This window comes from Brucella oryzae (assembly GCF_041929965.1).
Classification (GTDB): domain Bacteria; phylum Pseudomonadota; class Alphaproteobacteria; order Rhizobiales; family Rhizobiaceae; genus Brucella; species Brucella oryzae.
The window spans coordinates 64,772-81,687 of sequence record NZ_JBHEEO010000008.1 but is presented as its reverse complement, the minus strand read 5'-3'; the positions used below and the strand labels follow the sequence as shown (position 1 = coordinate 81,687).

The following is a 16,916-nucleotide window of genomic DNA, read 5'->3' as shown; positions in this document are numbered from 1 at the left end:
TCGGCACATCGTTACTTGGAAGCCTGCTGGGCGCGTTCCATGCGATAAGTCAACAAACGTGCGAAACGATTTTCAAAGTTGATCGTCTCAACCCGGTCAAATCGCTGCTGCTCCTTGTCATGCGCTTCCATAAGGCGCGCAGTCACCTTGTCGATATCAGCGCGAAGCACAGCACAATCTGCGCGGGTGCGCAGCCCCCTTATGTCCCGTTCCATCCGGCTTGCAAAGCTGCGGGCGATAACGATGTGACTTTCTTCGTGGCGGCGAATGTCCTGCAACAACGTATCCCAGATCAGCGCCAGTTCCGGCGTTGCCTTGCGACGCTGTTTCCAGCGGGGCAGGGAAACCTTTGCGTGAACATTCACATAGACGTCTTGCACCTTGCATGCTTTTCCGGGCTCGCGACCGTAACGTACTTTGGCATCGAAACGGATTTCGGCGGCGCCGGGATGATGCTGGCCAGTCTTCTTGAGGAAAGGGCCGTTACGGGAAAGAGCCTTGTCGAGGTCGGCTGCTGTTTTGCCGCTCACGGTATAGTAGCTGAATTCGCGAAAGATTGCCGCTGCCTCAGCCTGGGGAGCTACGATAGCGAGAACTGTACTAAGAGCCAGAACCTTCTTCCTCAAATTCATGTCCTGGCACCTCTTTCTAAAAAACCAGTAAGAAATTCGCTTTTTGTTGCCGCGAGCATGGCATGCAATCGTCAAGAGAACTATAACGCCCTTCACAAAATGACTTCAGACGAAGTTGGTTGCAACCTCGCCGCAATGAAATGCCCCGGGCACATGACACAGGAACAGTCCGCTATGACCAAAGAATGGCGTCTTGCGCATGGACGGAGCCTTCAATTGGGGGATAGGTCCGTAATCATGGGCATACTGAATGTCACGCCGGACTCATTTTCCGATGGCGGTCAGCATGACGAGCTGGAAAAGGCCATCGACGTGGCCGGCCAGATGCTCGCCGACGGAGCGACGATCATCGATGTGGGCGGGGAATCCACTCGTCCTGGAGCCGCTGCCGTCGATTCCGAAATGGAGATCGCGCGTGTTGTTCCGGTAATCGAGGCGTTGGCGAAGAAATACGATTGCATCATCTCTATCGACACTTACCGTGCGGTGACAGCGCAGGCCGCAGTCAATGCCGGGGCACATATTGTCAATGATGTCTGGGGGCTGCAACGAGAGCCTGAAATCGCTCATGTTGCCAAAAGCAGCGGCGCAGGATTGGTCATCATGCATACCAGCAGGGATCGATCAGTTCTTGCCGATGTCATCGAAGATCAGTTCTCGTTCCTGAATGTTTCGCTGGATATAGCGAAAAAGGCAGGTATTGGAGAACCTCGCATTGTGCTTGATCCGGGTTTTGGCTTCGGCAAGAACAAGGATGAAGATATTGCGTTGTTGGCCAGAGCCGGCGAATTGCAAAAATTCGGATTTCCGTTGCTCGTCGGCACGTCGCGCAAACGTTTTATCGGCGGCATGACAGGCAGGGACAATCCGCTCGACCGCGACATAGGAACCACAGCAACGTCGGTCGCACTGCGTTTGGCAGGTGCCGACATCTTCCGTGTCCACAATGTCGCTTTTAATAGAGATGCACTTGCCGTTGCAGATGATATCCTGCAATCCAGACGTAGTGAAAACAGAAAGTGAAGCCGTGTACACGATCCGAATGATGAATTGCGCATTTTTCGCGCACCACGGCGTTTTCGATGAAGAGCACAAGCTCGGTCAGCGTTTCTACGTCGATGCTATTCTCGATGTCGATCCGGGCAATGCGCTGGAGAATGACAATATCGACGGTACTGTGCATTACGGTATCGCCTTTGCTGTCATTGAAGACATTATCACCGGTCGTCAGCGCTATCTGATCGAAACGCTGGCTCTCGACGTCGCCAAGGCGCTGACTGCACGGTTTCCGCAGGTAAAGCGGACTGAAATTACCGTTCGCAAGCCGAATGCGCCTGTTCCGGGTGTACTGGACCACGTTGAAGTGACTGTGGTTTATCCGCAGTGAAAGCAGACAGCCATTATCGCGCTTGGCTGGGGCTTGGCGGAAATATCGACGATCCTGTCGCTTCGATGGGCAAAGCGTTGCGCCTATTGGGCGAGAGAGCCGACACGAATGTCGTCGCGGTTTCTCCGGTCTATCGCACGCCGCCATGGGGAAAGACGGATCAGGCGTGGTTTCACAATGCTTGTGCTGAAATCGAAACCACGTTGCAACCTTTGGAACTGATTGCGGCCTGTCTTGATGTAGAGCGTTCTTTGAAGCGCGTCAGGCTCGAGCGATGGGGGCCACGTATCATCGATATCGATATACTGGCAATGCAGGATGATGCTGGAAAGGCTATCGTTATGACAGATGCTGCTCTGGAGCTTCCACACCCGCGCATGCACGAACGAGCCTTCGTTCTCGTGCCCTTGAACGATATTGCACCATCACTCAAAATTGCAGGCAAGACGGTCGCTGCCTGGACTGCCGAAATCGAACGATCCGGAATAGAAAAAGCCCGCACGAATACGGGCTGGTGGCGTGAATAGACTTTCTCGTCAGTTTTTGGCGATGCTGCCGACAGCAATATTATCGACACGCTTCAGGCTCATGCCGATGACAGGAACCAGTTCCTTGTCAACGCGAACGGAAACCGTCACATTCATCGTGTTCTGATCGGAAACACGCGCCAGCATGGCACCGTTGAGTTGCTTGCGATTCAGGCCGAAGACGACCTTGTTGCCGCTAACGGAACCTGATGTAACGTCAAGTCCCTTGCCCGCTGCGCCATCGTTGAACTTGCCTGAATAGGCAGAGCCCACACGCGTCACGGTGGCTTTCATCGGTTGTGAAAAGACGCCAACGCGGCATGTGCCGTCAAGCGTCATGCCAACTTCTTCATCCGGTGTCGAGCCAGCAAGATTGCAGACGAACTTCGTGCCCTTGTACTTTCCGGCGACGATTTCACCTGGCCCCGACCATTGGCCTTCGATCGTTTGAAAAAACTGCTTGTCCTTGTCGGCAGCCAGAACCGGCGCGGCAGAAAATGACACGGGCAGCAGCGTCAGGCAGGCGGCGATGCAATTCTTCATATTCAGCTCTGTCCCGGATTCACGACCTTGATCGGACGTCATTCCTAATCGTTGTTTTTCAGCATGTCACGACCAAAAGCTGGTCGCGCCTTGCAAACCGTCGGATATTCCGACGCTGCCATAAGCCGATTGAAAGGTAAGGGCACGATTCAGGGGAGTGTGCCAATACACCGGATCGCTCGATTCTGGCGCTGATTTCTATCCGCTTATAATCGACGCGAATGGTTAACGCTTCGGAAATGTGTTACTCTTTTCTAGGATACTTTCTATCAGTTCTCTCGCCGCTTATCTTCGCAAGATCGCCGATAAAGTCGCCGATTCCGGGGCGCTTTTCCGAATTAAAGGGGAATGGACGCACCACATCCATAGCTGCGATACCGATACGGGCTGTCATCAGACCGTTGACGACACCTTCACCAAGCTTGGCCGAAAGCCGTGATGCGAGGCCATGACCGACAAGCTGCTGGATGACGCTGTCGCCCATGGCCAACGTTCCCGTCACCGCCAGATGAGCAATGACACGGCGGGCAAGTTTCACAAAACCCAGTGTACCTGGTCGACCCCCGTAGAGCTGTGAAAGCCGGCGGATCAGCCGGGCTGATTCAAAAATGACATAGCCGATATCGACGAGCGCACGCGGGCTGATTGCAGTGACAATCGAAACGCGTTTTGAAGCATTCAAAATGAGTGCGCGCGCTTCGCGGTCGAGAGGACGAAGGATTTCCGTTTCGGCAAGCTGGATCAGATTTTGTCCGTCAATGATATCGTCGGTCAGACCGTCCAGAAGCTGCCGCCCGCGCGCTGTCTCGGGCAACCCCGCCGCAATCGAGCGCAACGAGTCCACTGCTTTTCTGGCTGCCGCCATATCGTCTCGCTCTGCCGCATCTGCGGCGTCCTTGCGAAGGTGCTGCACAGACGCAAGGCGACGCAATGCGATCAGTTCACGAACGACGATGGCTATAAAGGTGGTAAGCGCAATTATAGCGACACCCAGAGCGGTCCATCCCAGCCATTCTGCGCGGGAGAACAACGCCCGAATAAGATCTTCGGTCCAGATACCGATTGCGAATGAAACAAGAATACCGAGCGCGCCAAAAAGTATTCTGCTGAGCGACCAACTCCTTCTTTCAGGAGTTTCAAACGACGGATCAAGAATTTCCAGCTCTGCCGCTTCCTCCTCACTCAATGCAAAAACATCCGGTTGGGGGATAACAGCATCAAGATCCCGCACCGCACGAGGGCGGCGCGGCTCTTTATCCTCCGTTTCAGGATGGGTGGATGGCTGGTTTATCGTGAACGAAGCCGGTTTACGCGGCGTCTTCTCTGTCATGCGAGACGATCCCCAATCAAAAACTGCAAGGCGCGATCCAGCCTTATATGAGGTAAGGACAACGTGAGGCCTTCGGCGTTGCGCTCGAGCCGGGGTGGCCGAAAACGGACAAAACGGATGGCCGGATCATCCTGTGCAAAAGACTTTTCAAAGATTGTATTGGGATTTTTAGGTAAGTCACCGGGGAATATGGCAGTTTCGGTTTCGCCATCGAATAGCTGGCCGTCGATTCTCTCGCCTTTCAACGGCGTGCCGACGATGACGGGAAGAGTTTCCTTGCCCTGCGTGACGGTTGCCTCGCGGGTGGCGCGAACTGCGGCCATTGCCAGCACATCGATATCCGCACCGGAAAAATCGGCGCGCTCGATAGCCCGCTCCACGAGACGCCGCACGATGGCCTGCAAACGGTCGTGGCTTTCATGATGCAGATGATCGGCTTTGGTAGCAGCGACAAGAATACGCCCGATCCGACGCTGGATCAGGCCGGTCAGCAGGTTCGAACGGCCCGGACGGAAGCAGGACAGGATATCGGTGAGGGCGCGTTCCAGATCGGCAACGACTGCGCCGCCTGCATTCATCGCCTGCATGGCATCGATAAGCACGATTTGCCGGTCGAGCCGTGCAATATGTTCCCGAAAGAACGGCTTGATGACATAGGTTTTATAGGCTTCGTAGCGCCGTTCCATCATGGCGCCCAGAGAACCGGGCTTCAAATCGTCCGGTTTCAGATTGGGCAATGGAGCAAATGTCAGTGCCGGTGAACCCTCAAGGTCGCCCGGCATCAGAAACCGCCCCGGCGGCAAGGTCGACAAAGCGCGTTCATCGGCTTTACCGGCCCGCAAATAAGCCGTGAAGCTCTTGGCCAGACGCTGCGCGGTCAGTTCGTCTGCCTTTTCGGAAGGGACAATGAAAGAAGCTTCGGCGATCCACGCCTGAGCCAAATCCTTGTGCGTCGGCTCATGGGCCAGAGCAAAAGAATCGGCGCTGAATTCTGCATATGATTTGCCAAGCAAGGGCAGATCGAGCAGCCATTCACCGGGATAGTCGACAATATCGACCGAAAGCTTGCCCGGTGACAGCCAACGCCCCCAGGCAGAGGCTGATTCATATTCTATTGTCAGACGCAATTGCGAGATAGCGCGGGTGGAATCGGGCCAGATGCGCTCATCGATCAAAGCCGATAGATGCTCTTCATATTGAAAGCGAGGGACTGCATCATCTGGTTGCGGTTCGAGCAACGCGCGTGAAATGCGGCCTGATTTATAGGCTTCGAACATGGGGAGCCTGCCACCATGCAGCATGTTGTGAACGAGGGCTGTGATGAAGACCGTCTTTCCCGCACGAGACAATCCGGTTACGCCGAGCCGCAAGGATGGAGACAATAACCCGGTCGCACGGTCTGCCAATGTATCGAGTGCGATCTTCGCTTCGTCGCCAATACTTGTCAGCTTAGCCAATTATCCCTCGCCGAATTCAGTGGTCTGCCAGCACTATAGATAGGGTCGCGTCTGTCATCTTGACAAGGAATGCCGTTGCACTTGCGGAAAAACTACTGGGGCAGCATGAAGCTTTCGAGATAACCCGCGCCAGATTCAAGCTCGCTTAGCGAATCGGGGAAGGTGATGTTCGCCAGTGCGGCTGTCGGAAAACCGGCGTGAAGTTTCAGAAGACTGTCTTTTTTGCCGTCGCCACACAAGGCAAGCGCCAGATCTTCTATGCTGGGATTGTGCCCCACGAGCATGACTGTCGGCACATGGTCATATTTACGGATGGATTGCATGTAGTCGGCAGCACCGCCGCTATAAATTGTGTCATCAATAATGGTCTCGACCTCGATACCGAGACGCTCAACAATGCCGCAGGCTGTTTCCCTGGTTCGGCACGAGCCGGAAACGATCACCAGGTCAGGATAAAGGTCGAGTGATTTCATGGCTCTTGCAAGCTGGTCGAGCGAGGCTTTTCCCTCTTGATCCAAGGGGCGATCGAAGTCCTTCATTCCGGGTTTTGCCCACATGGCTTTGGCATGTCTTAGGAGAAGCAAACGACTCATCTCTAACGTTCCAAGTTGAATGTTCGCGGCGATTCTTGTCATAGTTTGAGCGCGAATGAGCAAGCTGTTTGCTCATTCTCCCGATTTTTTGATATCTGTCAGCATTATTTACAGGGGATGTCTGCCTAATTATTAGGCTCGTTATGCTGCTATAGGTTGATGCTATCTGTGAGTGGAAAATATATCCATTTTATTGGCAATTGATTGAAGTCATTCTGGAAATTCTAAGAACAACTATTCGCATGCATTTTCAAACTGCATAATTTTAATGCAAAATCATACAAAATTGATGCACTAAAAAGTAGTGAAGTATGCTTGTTTGATGTTGTGTCCTTGTTGCTATGGAACTATATAACCGCTCGCGTCTCCTAGATGTGGGGTAATTCAAAATGAGTGAATTGATTGACCTTGACTATAGGCCCACTGAAGACGAGCCGTTCATGAATGAGCGGCAGAAGTCTTACTTCCGCACGAAACTGGTCGCGTGGAAGAATGATATTCTGCGAGAAGCGCGTGAAACGCTTGAGGCGCTACAGCAGGAAAATGCCAACCACCCGGACCTGGCGGACAGGGCATCCTCCGAAACGGATCGGGCAATCGAGCTACGAGCTCGCGACAGACAGCGCAAATTGATATCCAAAATCGATGCAGCATTGAGCCGCATTGATGAAGGAACATACGGCTTCTGCGAGGAAACGGGAGAACCTATTAGCTTGAAGCGGCTTGATGCGCGTCCGATCGCTACGCTATCCATCGAAGCGCAGGAGCGCCACGAGCGTCGTGAGAAAGTTTATCGCGACGACTAAGCTTCGAGACGGTTTAAAAAATTATAGGCTGCGGTTTCCGCAGCCTATTTTCTTTGGGTTAGGATAAATCCCAACCGAGATATCAGCTTCGGCGAATTTCATCCTTGGTCAATTCGCCGAGAAGCTTTTCCATCTCATCCTCGATGTCATCCTTGGCCTTGTCTTCAATAGTGTCGTCCGTAGCGGAAATATCAAGTGAACTCAGAAGTTCATTTTCGAAGAACTCTGCGTCAAACGAAATGGCGTCATTGGCGTCATCGCTGGCGGCACTGTCCGAATTGACGTCCGCGGTGATCGAGCTGTGCAACGCACCGCCGAGGTTGGTCAGATCGTCGCTCGACGTTTCGGCTGTAACAGCTTCGGATTCTACCGGCTTTGGCTCTGCAAGCGTGATTTCAGGCTCGATGCGGTTCGGTTCCGAAGGAGTGCTGAACGCAGGTGCCGCGGTTGAGGAGACCGTGGGCCCGGTCACATCAACCGAGGGAGATTTATCCGTGGCCGTTGTTTCACGCTCGGGAACGATGCTGCCAAGATTTGCAGAAGTAACCGATGCGGCGGCGGCAACACCAGCAGCGGCGGTTGCGCCGGAAGAGGTTGAACTCAGAACGCCGCGTGAAACCTGGCTCAACGGATAAGCCGGGTGGGCGCGGGTTGACTGCGGCTGAGCTGGAGCGGGACGGGGCGGCAATACGGTGCGGGGCTGTGGCGGATAATTGGGCGCGGGGCGTGGTTGTGGTCGAGACTGGACCGGCTGAGCGGATTTCGGCTCGACAGGCGAGCGCGGTGGGATTGGGGCAGCCGGCGGGGCCTGTGGCGGAACACGAACAGGCGCAGCAGCCTGCTGGACAGGCTCTTCCCGCGCTGGCTCTGGCTTGCGATAAGCCGGTGTTTCGATCGCGGATGTAAGCTGGATCGCTTCGTCTTTCTCTTCAACTTGCGGTGTTTGCAGCGGAAGAGCAGGGCGCTCTGCCTTTTCATTGGTCAGGGTCGCTTCATGCTGCTTGAAGCGTTCAATGTGCTCCGGCTCTATGCGTGCAGCCTGCACGCGCGCATGGGCGCGCGATTCCATGACGATGTTTTGTTCCACTACAACGTCGGTCGGCCCACCGATGAGCAGCAGATGTTCCACATCGTCACGGCGAACGAGAACGAGCTTGCGCCGACTGTCGACTGCTGCAGCATCCATTACCGAAAGACGGGGCTGCCGTGTGCGCCCGTTCGAGACGAAAGTACCTCCGCTGAAACGACGAATGATACTGAGAACAACGAAAATTCCGCCAAGAATGATCGCAAATATTAGGATAAAGCCGACAATATTAGCCGCGCTCTCTCCAACGATGCCGCTGAGCCATTCTTTCATGCGGATACCCTCTTATACAATAAACGAAAAACCTGTGACGAATGGAGACTGCGCTTCCCCCGACATTTCGCATCATCACATGTTTGGTACATTAATTGAATTTCTATGCCTTGGGAATGTTTCTTGGAAATGCGAGAAATATATGATCCCCAGGCAAAACGGTGCAAAAAAGTCCAATTTGCACCGTTTCAGTGCAGCAATGCTTGTACTGCTCGCCGATTAAAGCATTCTGCGAATCGGATATACCCTGACATATTGGCTGCGCGTTCTCACGCGATGGCTGAACTGCGCAGAAAAGTGCATTCGGGAAAATCGGATATGCGGATGATTGAAATGACGTCCTGGCTGATCGAAAAAACACATGGCACGCCGATGCCTGTTGGTGAGCGGCCACGCAACATGGAAGGGCAGCAGGCTTGATGTCGCGACAGACGGACAACGCTTACCCGAAACCGCTCGTAATGCCCAAGCGCAATCGGAGCGGTGCCCTTCGCCTGTTGATCGTCGGCATTTTGCTGACCATCGCCGCAATCGCCTATTTTGTGTTCCGCGACCAGTTGGGGGACGGATTTGCCCTCGTTCTGATGGGCATTCTTTCGATGGTTGGCGTTTTCTATCTTTTCGGCGCTGCAACCGGCCTCATTCAGTTCAGCCAGAAGAACGGTGAGCAGGACCTCGCTCATTCGTTCATGGATTCGCAGCCTGAAGGAACGGTTATTTCCGATGCGCGCGGCCAGATCGTTTATGCCAATCAGGCTTATGCCGTGATGACCGGCGTTGCGAATGCGGAAGGGGTTCGCTCACTGGATAATGTGCTGACGGCGGAGTCGGCGGCCTCCGATGCCATTTATCGCCTGACGAATGCCGTTCGCGATGGTCTGTCAGCACAGGAGGAGGTACGCCTTTCCGGCGGTCTCTCCCGCGAAGGGCATGGTTCTCTGGCACCCGTCTGGTATCGCATCAAGGCGCGCCCCATCGAGGCGGGGCAGGAATTCAAAAGCCCGCTCGTTGCCTGGCAGATTGCGGATATTTCCGACGAGCGCGCGGAGCAGGAGCGATTCTTTCAGGAACTGCAAGAAGCCATCAATCATCTGGACCATGCACCTGCGGGCTTCTTTTCCGCCGATCCTTCGGGCCGGATCATCTATCTCAATGCGACACTGGCCGAATGGCTCGGCGTCGACCTGACTCAGTTCACACCGGGATCATTGACGCTCAACGATATCGTGGCGGGCAGTGGGATGGCGCTTATCAAGGCCGTGAAAGCCGAACCGGGCACAAGCCGTAACACCGTTATCGATCTTGATCTCATCAAGCGCAATGGACAGAGCCTTGCCGTGCGTTTCTATCATCGTGTTCAGGCTGCGCGCGATGGAACACGCGGTACGAGCCGTACCATCGTACTGGATCGTGCGGAGGGTGAAGATTCATCAATGGCGCTGCGCTCCGCAGAAGTACGCTTCACGCGTTTCTTCAACTCGGCTCCGATGGCTATCGCTGCGGTCGATTCTGGCGGACATATATTGCGCACCAATGCGCGTTTCCTCGATATTTTCGCTCCCGTTGTCGATCGTGATGCGATCGACGGCAATGCAAAGCTTGAGATCGTCGTGCACGAGCGCGACCGTGAGACTTTCAACAGAGCACTTGCAGCCGCCTTTGCAGGGCAGGCAAGCATTTCGCCTGTCGATACGGTTTTGCCGAGCAATGAAGAGCGGCATATACGTTTTTATATGAGCCCCGTAACCGACCTGGGCGGCGAGCGTGCCGAAGAGGCAGCGATTATCTCGGCAGTCGAAACGACCGAGCAAAAGGCCCTCGAAAACCAGATGGCGCAGAGCCAGAAGATGCAGGCGGTCGGCCAGCTGGCGGGCGGCATCGCACATGACTTCAACAACGTTCTGACCGCTATCATCATGTCGTCGGATTTGCTGCTGACGAACCATCGCGCATCGGATCCGTCCTTCCCAGATATCATGAACATAAAGCAGAACGCCAATCGCGCTGCCTCGCTTGTGCGTCAGCTGTTGGCATTCTCGCGCCGTCAGACACTTCGCCCCGAGGTGCTCGATCTGACGGATGTTCTGGCTGATCTGCGCATGCTGCTGGCACGTCTGGTTGGCAAGGACATCGAGCTGAAGATCGATCACGGACGCGATCTATGGCCGGTCAAGGCAGATCTCGGACAGTTTGAGCAGGTTGCCGTCAATCTGGCAGTCAATGCGCGCGACGCCATGCCGGAAGGCGGTGAAATCACGTTGCGCACGCGTAACGTATCAATGCAGGAAGCTACAAAGCTCCATTATCGCGATCTGCCTGAAGCGGATTATGTGGTCTTTGAAGTGGAAGATACAGGAACGGGTATTCCTGCAGACGTGCTTGAAAAGATTTTCGAGCCGTTCTTTACGACGAAGGAAGTGGGCAAGGGCACCGGGCTTGGCCTGTCCATGGTCTATGGCATCATCAAGCAGACCGGTGGTTTCATCTATTGCGATTCCGAAGTCGGAAAAGGTACGACTTTCAAGATCTTCCTGCCGCGCCTCATCGAGGAAAAGCGCGCCGACGATGCACCTGTGGTCGTGAAGGAAAAGAAGGTCGAGAAAGCAACCGATCTTTCCGGCTCGGCGACAGTTCTTCTGGTGGAAGACGAGGATGCGGTCCGTATGGGCGGCGTGCGCGCGCTTCAATCACGCGGATATACGGTTCACGAAGCGGCTTCCGGTGTGGAAGCGCTTGAAGTCATGGCTGAGCTGGGGGGTGAGGTCGATATCGTCGTGTCGGATGTCGTCATGCCTGAAATGGATGGCCCGACGCTTCTGCGCGAACTGCGGAAGACCTATCCTGACATCAAGTTCATCTTCGTATCGGGTTATGCGGAGGATGCATTTGCACGCAATCTTCCAGCTGATGCCAAGTTTGGTTTCCTGCCAAAGCCGTTCTCACTCAAACAGTTGGCTACCACAGTTAAGGAAATGCTGGAGAAGCAGGATTAATGCCTCGTCGAAGCTTTGATCGTGATGCCTAAGGGCAATATCGCCATTCTCGGAGGCGGCCCATCTGGTCTGATGGCCGCCGAAAGATTGTCCGCACGGGGCTACCGTGTAACGGTTTACGAGCAGATGCCCACGGTTGGTCGCAAGTTCCTGCTTGCTGGCAAGTCCGGTCTGAATATTACGCATTCGGAAGATTTTGCAGCTTTTGCGCAGCGTTTTGGCTCAAGCCGTGACCGCATATTGCCAGCCTTGACGGCGTTTGGTTCAACCGAACTGCGTGCCTGGGCGGATGAACTCGGCGCCGAGACTTTTGTCGGTTCATCCGGTCGTGTTTTTCCCAAGACAATGAAGGCGTCGCCGCTTCTGCGCAGCTGGAAAAAACGACTGGAAGATCAAGGCGTCCGCATCCTCACCCGACATCGCTGGCTTGGCTTCGAGGGCAATGGTCTCCGTATCGAGAACCCGGATGGTGTTCAGACGATTACATGTGACGCTGTGCTCTTTGCTTTTGGCGGGGGAAGCTGGTCGAAGCTCGGTTCCAACGGCCTCTGGATCGATGAATTTTTACGACAATCAATCGATATAACGCCGTTTCAACCCGCTAATTGCGGCTTTGATGTTGCCTGGAGTGATTTCTTTGCCGAACGCTTCGCCGGTGAGCCGGTGAAGTCGGTCACCGCGACGTCCAGTGCAGGCACGACACAGGGCGAGTTCGTTATTACACGCGGTGGAATTGAGGGAAGCCTCGTCTATGCACATTCCGCAGCTCTGCGCGACAGCTTGCAGGAAAACGGAACGGCGTTTTTTACACTGGATCTTGTTCCGGGACGAACTCTCAAGCGGCTGGAAAGCGATATTGCAAGGCAGAACTCAAAGCAAAGTTTCGGCAATCTTTTACGAAAAGCCGCGGGGCTCACCAGTGTCAAAGCCGCTCTGTTGACAGAGTTCACGCGTGATAGAAGTCCGCGAGCGCTGGCCGCAACGATCAAGGCACTTTCCATTCCACTCCTTCGTCCACGCCCACTGGACGAAGTGATATCGTCGGCAGGCGGTGTTCGCTGGCTTGAAATCGACGAGAACTACATGCTGCCGAAGCTGCCCGGTATTTTTGTTGCCGGAGAGATGATCGACTGGGAGGCACCGACCGGCGGCTATCTCCTGACTGCCTGTTTCGCAATGGGCCATGCGGCGGCGGCGGGTATCGACGCATGGCTTAAGGCAAGCAACACGCTCCGCGAGAAATAAGCCAGCACTGAGTTTTAAAACTTGATCTTCTGTGGCGGATTTACTGGAAATGGACATACTGACAACGACTATCATGCTGGTCGTGAGTATTTGGGAAAGGCGCAACAAGCGGCTACGTCGTGCCGTGATCTAGCAGGCGGACTTTCAGTGACGTCGTCCAATACTTACCTACGGATCAGATCATATTTTGAAAGTTTATCGCACATCATGTCAGATACACAGCCCGTCGATCAGAAACCAACTCACAATGTCCATGTGAAGGTCGCCCGCAAGGTCGACATTGTGGTCATCGGAGCCGGGCAGGCAGGGCTCTCATCGGCCTATCATCTAAATAAGCTCGGGCTTGCAGAAGAGCAGCAATTCGTGGTTCTCGACAAGGCCACGGGGCCGGGTGGAGCCTGGCAATTCCGGTGGCCTTCGCTGACGCTCAGCACTGCGAATGCCATTCACGATCTCCCCGGCATGAAGTTTGAGGACATTGTTGAAACGACCAACGGCGAAGTGCGCGCATCAGTTGCCGTCCCGCAATATTATCGCGCATATGAAGAAAAGTTCGATCTTCCGGTGCACCGCCCTGTTACGGTGAAGGTGGTTTGTGATCGTGGCGAGCGGCTTCGTGTGGAAACGGATCGGGGCAACTATTCGGCACGCGGGATCATCAACGCAACGGGTACGTGGGAAACGCCCTATATTCCGCCTTATCCCGGTGCAGAACTGTTCAAAGGCCAGCAACTTCACACACGTGATTATCAAACAGCGGATGCCTTCAAGGGCAAACGCGTTCTGGTCGTCGGTGCAGGCATTTCGGCTGTACAGCTTTTGGACGAGATATCACGCATTACAGAAACTGTATGGGTCACGCGGAGGGAGCCTGCTTTCCGCGAAGGCCCGTTCACGCCGGAGTTAGGCCGCGCTGCTGTAGCCCTGGTCGAGGAGCGAGTGCGCCGAGGTTTGCCACCAGGATCAGTGGTTTCAGTAACAGGTTTGCCGTTGACGCCGGCAATCGAAGCAGCCCGCGCTCGGGGTGTGCTCAAGAGGTTGCCCATGTTCAGCGAGATCACGGAAACCGGTGTTCGATGGGAAGAGGGAACCGAACAATCCTTCGATGTTATTTTGTGGTGTACGGGGTTTCGTAGCTCGCTGGACCATCTTGCTCCGTTGCAATTACGTAATGCGGAAGGCGGCATCCTGATGACCGGTCGTCTTGCAACACAAGTAGCCGCCGATCCCCGGATACATCTGGTTGGTTATGGTCCGTCGGCGTCTACGATTGGTGCAAACAGGGCAGGCGGTGCCGCCGCGCGGGAGTTGGCAAGCTATCTTGGCCTGATATGATCTGACATACGATTATTTGCGAGGGGCAGCATGAAGCGTATTTTGAAGTTTGTCGGTGGTCTTCTGCTTGCCATTGTGCTTGGAGCAATTCTCTGGCTGGCCATTAAACCGCCTGAACTCTTGCGTGTGGGAACCGGCTATGCCGCAAAGATTATTTGCTCGAACGTTTTCGTTGCAGGCCGGGATGCTGATGCCGTCCTTGCAGATGATGTTCAGGCACCGGGAAACCCGCTTCTGCGATTTCTGAACGCCTCTCTCGACGAGAATGACACCAGCGTGACGGTGCGTATTTTTAGCTTTTTCGCACCGAGTACTGCAACTTATCGCCCCGCGCTTGGATGCGCGAATATCCAGAAACACGATTTGCGTGTTGAAATTCCAACAGGCCCGCAGGTACCGGCGGAGCCGATCCGGATCGAGCCCGATCCGACGGTGCAGACTGTGATTGAGGATCAGGCACTTGCTGGTCCAGGTATGCGTGCGATTGCGGTCATCCACGACGGCAAGCTGATCGCCGAGAATTACGGTTCAGGTTTTAATGCCGATACGCCTTTGCTGGGTTGGTCCATGACCAAGTCCGTCATTGCGACATTGATTGGTATGCGGATTGCCGAAGGGCGCATGAGTTTGGAAACCACCGCGCTTCTGCCGGAATGGAAAAGTGATGAACGGGCGAAGATTTCTCTGGCAAACCTGATGGCGATGAATAGCGGCCTGCGCTTCGATGAAGATTATGGCACTGTTACTGACGTCACGCGCATGCTTTATCTGGAGCCAGACATGGCCGGTTTTGCCGCGTCTTTACCGCTGGAGGCTGCGCCTGGGACGAAATTCAATTATTCCAGCGGAACGGCCAATATTCTGTCAGAGCTATTCATGGACAGTTTCAAGAGCCGTGAGGAAGCTCTGGCCTATCCGCGATTAGCGCTTTTCGGTCCGCTTGGTATGAGTAGCGCCATTCTGGAGACGGATGCATCGGGTGTCTTTGCCGGCTCTTCCTATATGTACGCTACGGCCCGTGACTGGGCGCGGCTCGGTGCATTTCTCGCGGATGGCGGAAATCTGTACGGAAAGCCTGCTCTGCCAGCGAACTTTATTTCATTTATGCGCAAGCCCAGACCAGAGTCCGAAGGACGCTATGGTTCGGCACAGGTCTGGCTGCAGATTAGTGGTGTGAAAGCAGGCCAGGACGGCATTCCCGAAGATGCCTTCTGGATGTCAGGTCACGACGGGCAAAGCGCGATGATTGTTCCATCGATGCGTCTTGCCGTAGTCCGTCTTGGCCTGACACCATCTCGCACTCGCTACAATGTTCAACGCCTGAACGCCAAGGTTATTGAGGCTGTTCAACAGGCGCGCTGATCGTCAGTTTGCGAAAATCATTGCCGCTCGGATTCTGGAAGGCGCTGAGGCCAAACTCCGGCAAAACCGCATAAAGGTGATCGAAAATGTCCGACTGGATCTGTTCAAACGACGCCCAGACAGTTGTGTTCGTGAAACAGTAGATTTCAAGCGGCAGGCCTTCAGGCGTGGGATCCATCTGACGCACCAACAGCGTCATGCCTTTATGTACACCAGGATGATTGCGCAGATAATTGTCCACATAGGCACGAAATGTACCAATATTGGTGAACTGTCGCCTATTGACCGGGTTATTGGCGCGCTCGCCGAGCTTCTGGTTCCATTCGGCAATTTCCTTGGCTTTTTTCGGCAGATAATCCGCGAGCCAATTAACTGTGCCAAGTCTGGTTCGCTCCTCATCCGACAGAAAACGAATAGTGTTCTGATCGATATAAAGTGCGCGCTTGATGCGACGCCCACCGGATTCTTGCATACCGCGATAATTCTTCATCGGCTCGGTTATGAGCTTGCGGATTGGAATGGTGGTGATCGTCTTGTCGAAATTCTGGACTTTGACGGTATAGAGCGCGATTTCCGTGACATCGCCATTGGCGTCGAGGTTTTTCATTTCGATCCAGTCACCGACGCGGACCATGTTGGAGGAGGCGATCTGCATACTGGCGACCAATGAAAGCAACGTATCCTGAAAGACCAGGATGAGCACGGCTGCCATGGCGCCGACACCCGAAAGAAGGATAACCGGCGATTTATCCAGTAATGTCGCGATGATGAGAACCGTCGCGATGATATAGACTGCCAGCTTGGCGACCTGAATATAGCCCTTCATGGGGCGGAATCTTGCCTCTGGACGGCGATGATAAAGGGTGTCGACAAGCCCGAACACTGCGTTGACCGCCAGAGCCAACGTCAAAATGATGAAGGCTATCGCCACATTTCGGATGACGGTAATGACGCCCTCGGGAAGACCCGGCACCGCCATGATTCCAGATGAAATGATCAAGGCCGGAACGATATTGGCAAGGCGGCTGATGACGCCGTGTTTCTTTAGCTCTTCGTCCTGCCCGAACGATGTTTTCTGGACAATACGATCAAGCAGTTTCAGCAAGATCGCCTTGATCAGAAAGTTTGCAATGAAAGCTGAAAGAAATAATCCCCCGAGTGCGCTAAGCGTTTCCGCCCAGGGATTAGCAATAAAAAATTCCGACAATAGACTTTCCTGAGATTAACCTGCGGAGATTTTAAGGGCTGTGTTACGACGTCTGTATTGCGTTCTATCAGGAATTAAAGCAGCCGTATGAAGATTTCAACCGCGAGCAATGACTATCTGCATCAAAACCCCGACCAAA

The 16,916-nt window shown here is 54.3% G+C and carries 16 protein-coding genes; 9 read left to right on the top strand and 7 right to left on the bottom strand.

The genetic code is table 11. From position 1 onward, the window contains the following. Positions 1 to 11: 11 nt before the first annotated feature. Positions 12 to 632 carry a DUF922 domain-containing Zn-dependent protease gene (locus tag JNC70_RS10730; protein ID WP_104756286.1) on the bottom strand — a complete coding sequence of 207 codons (621 nt, stop codon included), beginning with the start codon at positions 630 to 632 and terminating at the stop codon, positions 12 to 14. Positions 633 to 806: 174 nt separating this feature from the next. Between JNC70_RS10730 and folP the strand changes: the two genes are divergently transcribed. The 3 genes from folP (at position 807) to folK (ending at position 2,546) form a co-directional block, all read left to right on the top strand. After that, positions 807 to 1,655, top strand: a complete 849-nt coding sequence (gene folP / locus JNC70_RS10725) for a dihydropteroate synthase (protein WP_104756285.1) — start codon at positions 807 to 809, stop codon at positions 1,653 to 1,655. Between the two features lie 4 nt (positions 1,656 to 1,659). Beyond that, the gene (folB, locus tag JNC70_RS10720) at positions 1,660 to 2,019 is read left to right on the top strand and encodes a dihydroneopterin aldolase (RefSeq protein ID WP_104756284.1); all 360 of its coding nucleotides are present in this window, start codon (positions 1,660 to 1,662) and stop codon (positions 2,017 to 2,019) included. A gap of 65 nt (positions 2,020 to 2,084) precedes the next feature. Next, the gene (folK, locus tag JNC70_RS10715; RefSeq protein ID WP_245414776.1) at positions 2,085 to 2,546 is read left to right on the top strand and encodes a 2-amino-4-hydroxy-6-hydroxymethyldihydropteridine diphosphokinase; all 462 of its coding nucleotides are present in this window, start codon (positions 2,085 to 2,087) and stop codon (positions 2,544 to 2,546) included. Between the two features lie 9 nt (positions 2,547 to 2,555). On the opposite strand, the gene JNC70_RS10710 is transcribed toward folK, so the two are convergent. The 4 genes from JNC70_RS10710 to JNC70_RS10695 form a co-directional block, all read right to left on the bottom strand. Beyond that, positions 2,556 to 3,089, bottom strand: a complete 534-nt coding sequence (locus JNC70_RS10710) for a hypothetical protein (protein WP_104756424.1) — start codon at positions 3,087 to 3,089, stop codon at positions 2,556 to 2,558. Between the two features lie 244 nt (positions 3,090 to 3,333). Next, on the bottom strand, positions 3,334 to 4,419 hold the full coding sequence (locus tag JNC70_RS10705; protein ID WP_104756282.1) for a YcjF family protein: 1,086 nt from the start codon (positions 4,417 to 4,419) through the stop codon (positions 3,334 to 3,336). After that, positions 4,416 to 5,876, bottom strand: a complete 1,461-nt coding sequence (locus tag JNC70_RS10700; RefSeq protein WP_374788591.1) for a YcjX family GTP-binding protein — start codon at positions 5,874 to 5,876, stop codon at positions 4,416 to 4,418. The genes JNC70_RS10705 and JNC70_RS10700 overlap by 4 nt, the downstream gene beginning before the upstream one ends. A 92-nt stretch (positions 5,877 to 5,968) precedes the next feature. After that, positions 5,969 to 6,469: a SixA phosphatase family protein gene (locus tag JNC70_RS10695; protein ID WP_104756280.1), complete on the bottom strand. Its 501-nt coding sequence runs from the start codon at positions 6,467 to 6,469 to the stop codon at positions 5,969 to 5,971. A gap of 389 nt (positions 6,470 to 6,858) precedes the next feature. On the opposite strand from JNC70_RS10695, the gene dksA reads away from it, so the two are divergent. Beyond that, positions 6,859 to 7,275, top strand: coding sequence for an RNA polymerase-binding protein DksA (gene dksA, locus JNC70_RS10690; RefSeq protein WP_104756279.1), 417 nt, complete (start codon positions 6,859 to 6,861; stop codon positions 7,273 to 7,275). Positions 7,276 to 7,357: 82 nt separating this feature from the next. Here dksA and JNC70_RS10685 read toward each other — a convergent pair whose 3' ends face one another. Continuing rightward, a complete protein-coding gene (locus JNC70_RS10685) occupies positions 7,358 to 8,635 on the bottom strand; it encodes a flagellar biosynthetic protein FliO (RefSeq protein WP_104756278.1) in 1,278 nt (425 codons plus the stop codon). A gap of 276 nt (positions 8,636 to 8,911) precedes the next feature. Here JNC70_RS10685 and JNC70_RS10680 point away from each other — a divergent pair, with 276 nt between their 5' ends. From JNC70_RS10680 to JNC70_RS10660, 5 genes are all read left to right on the top strand, one after another. Continuing rightward, positions 8,912 to 9,055: a hypothetical protein gene (locus JNC70_RS10680; RefSeq protein ID WP_167394071.1), complete on the top strand. Its 144-nt coding sequence runs from the start codon at positions 8,912 to 8,914 to the stop codon at positions 9,053 to 9,055. Continuing rightward, a complete protein-coding gene (gene cckA, locus JNC70_RS10675) occupies positions 9,055 to 11,628 on the top strand; it encodes a cell cycle histidine kinase CckA (RefSeq protein ID WP_104756277.1) in 2,574 nt (857 codons plus the stop codon). Before JNC70_RS10680 ends, cckA begins: the two co-directional genes overlap by 1 nt. Positions 11,629 to 11,652: 24 nt before the next feature. Continuing rightward, a complete protein-coding gene (locus JNC70_RS10670) occupies positions 11,653 to 12,873 on the top strand; it encodes a TIGR03862 family flavoprotein (protein ID WP_104756423.1) in 1,221 nt (406 codons plus the stop codon). Between the two features lie 207 nt (positions 12,874 to 13,080). Next, the gene (locus tag JNC70_RS10665) at positions 13,081 to 14,208 is read left to right on the top strand and encodes an NAD(P)-binding domain-containing protein (protein ID WP_208623469.1); all 1,128 of its coding nucleotides are present in this window, start codon (positions 13,081 to 13,083) and stop codon (positions 14,206 to 14,208) included. A gap of 30 nt (positions 14,209 to 14,238) precedes the next feature. After that, entirely contained in the window at positions 14,239 to 15,570 is a 1,332-nt protein-coding gene (locus tag JNC70_RS10660) for a serine hydrolase domain-containing protein (RefSeq protein ID WP_104756276.1), read from the top strand. Here JNC70_RS10660 and JNC70_RS10655 read toward each other — a convergent pair. Further along, positions 15,542 to 16,777, bottom strand: a complete 1,236-nt coding sequence (locus JNC70_RS10655; protein WP_104756275.1) for a mechanosensitive ion channel family protein — start codon at positions 16,775 to 16,777, stop codon at positions 15,542 to 15,544. The genes JNC70_RS10660 and JNC70_RS10655 overlap by 29 nt on opposite strands. Positions 16,778 to 16,916 lie beyond the last annotated feature (139 nt).

Bases quoted from the DNA above. Each gene is read 5' to 3' on its own strand.
- JNC70_RS10730 (WP_104756286.1), bottom strand. From the start codon at position 632: ATGAATTTGAGGAAGAAGGTTCTGGCTCTTAGTACAGTTCTCGCTATC.
- folP (WP_104756285.1), top strand. From the start codon at position 807: ATGACCAAAGAATGGCGTCTTGCGCATGGACGGAGCCTTCAATTGGGG.
- folK (WP_245414776.1), top strand. From the start codon at position 2,085: ATGGGCAAAGCGTTGCGCCTATTGGGCGAGAGAGCCGACACGAATGTC.
- JNC70_RS10710 (WP_104756424.1), bottom strand. From the start codon at position 3,089: ATGAAGAATTGCATCGCCGCCTGCCTGACGCTGCTGCCCGTGTCATTT.
- JNC70_RS10705 (WP_104756282.1), bottom strand. From the start codon at position 4,419: ATGACAGAGAAGACGCCGCGTAAACCGGCTTCGTTCACGATAAACCAG.
- JNC70_RS10695 (WP_104756280.1), bottom strand. From the start codon at position 6,469: ATGAGTCGTTTGCTTCTCCTAAGACATGCCAAAGCCATGTGGGCAAAA.
- dksA (WP_104756279.1), top strand. From the start codon at position 6,859: ATGAGTGAATTGATTGACCTTGACTATAGGCCCACTGAAGACGAGCCG.
- JNC70_RS10685 (WP_104756278.1), bottom strand. From the start codon at position 8,635: ATGAAAGAATGGCTCAGCGGCATCGTTGGAGAGAGCGCGGCTAATATT.
- JNC70_RS10680 (WP_167394071.1), top strand. From the start codon at position 8,912: ATGGCTGAACTGCGCAGAAAAGTGCATTCGGGAAAATCGGATATGCGG.
- cckA (WP_104756277.1), top strand. From the start codon at position 9,055: ATGTCGCGACAGACGGACAACGCTTACCCGAAACCGCTCGTAATGCCC.
- JNC70_RS10670 (WP_104756423.1), top strand. From the start codon at position 11,653: ATGCCTAAGGGCAATATCGCCATTCTCGGAGGCGGCCCATCTGGTCTG.
- JNC70_RS10665 (WP_208623469.1), top strand. From the start codon at position 13,081: ATGTCAGATACACAGCCCGTCGATCAGAAACCAACTCACAATGTCCAT.
- JNC70_RS10660 (WP_104756276.1), top strand. From the start codon at position 14,239: ATGAAGCGTATTTTGAAGTTTGTCGGTGGTCTTCTGCTTGCCATTGTG.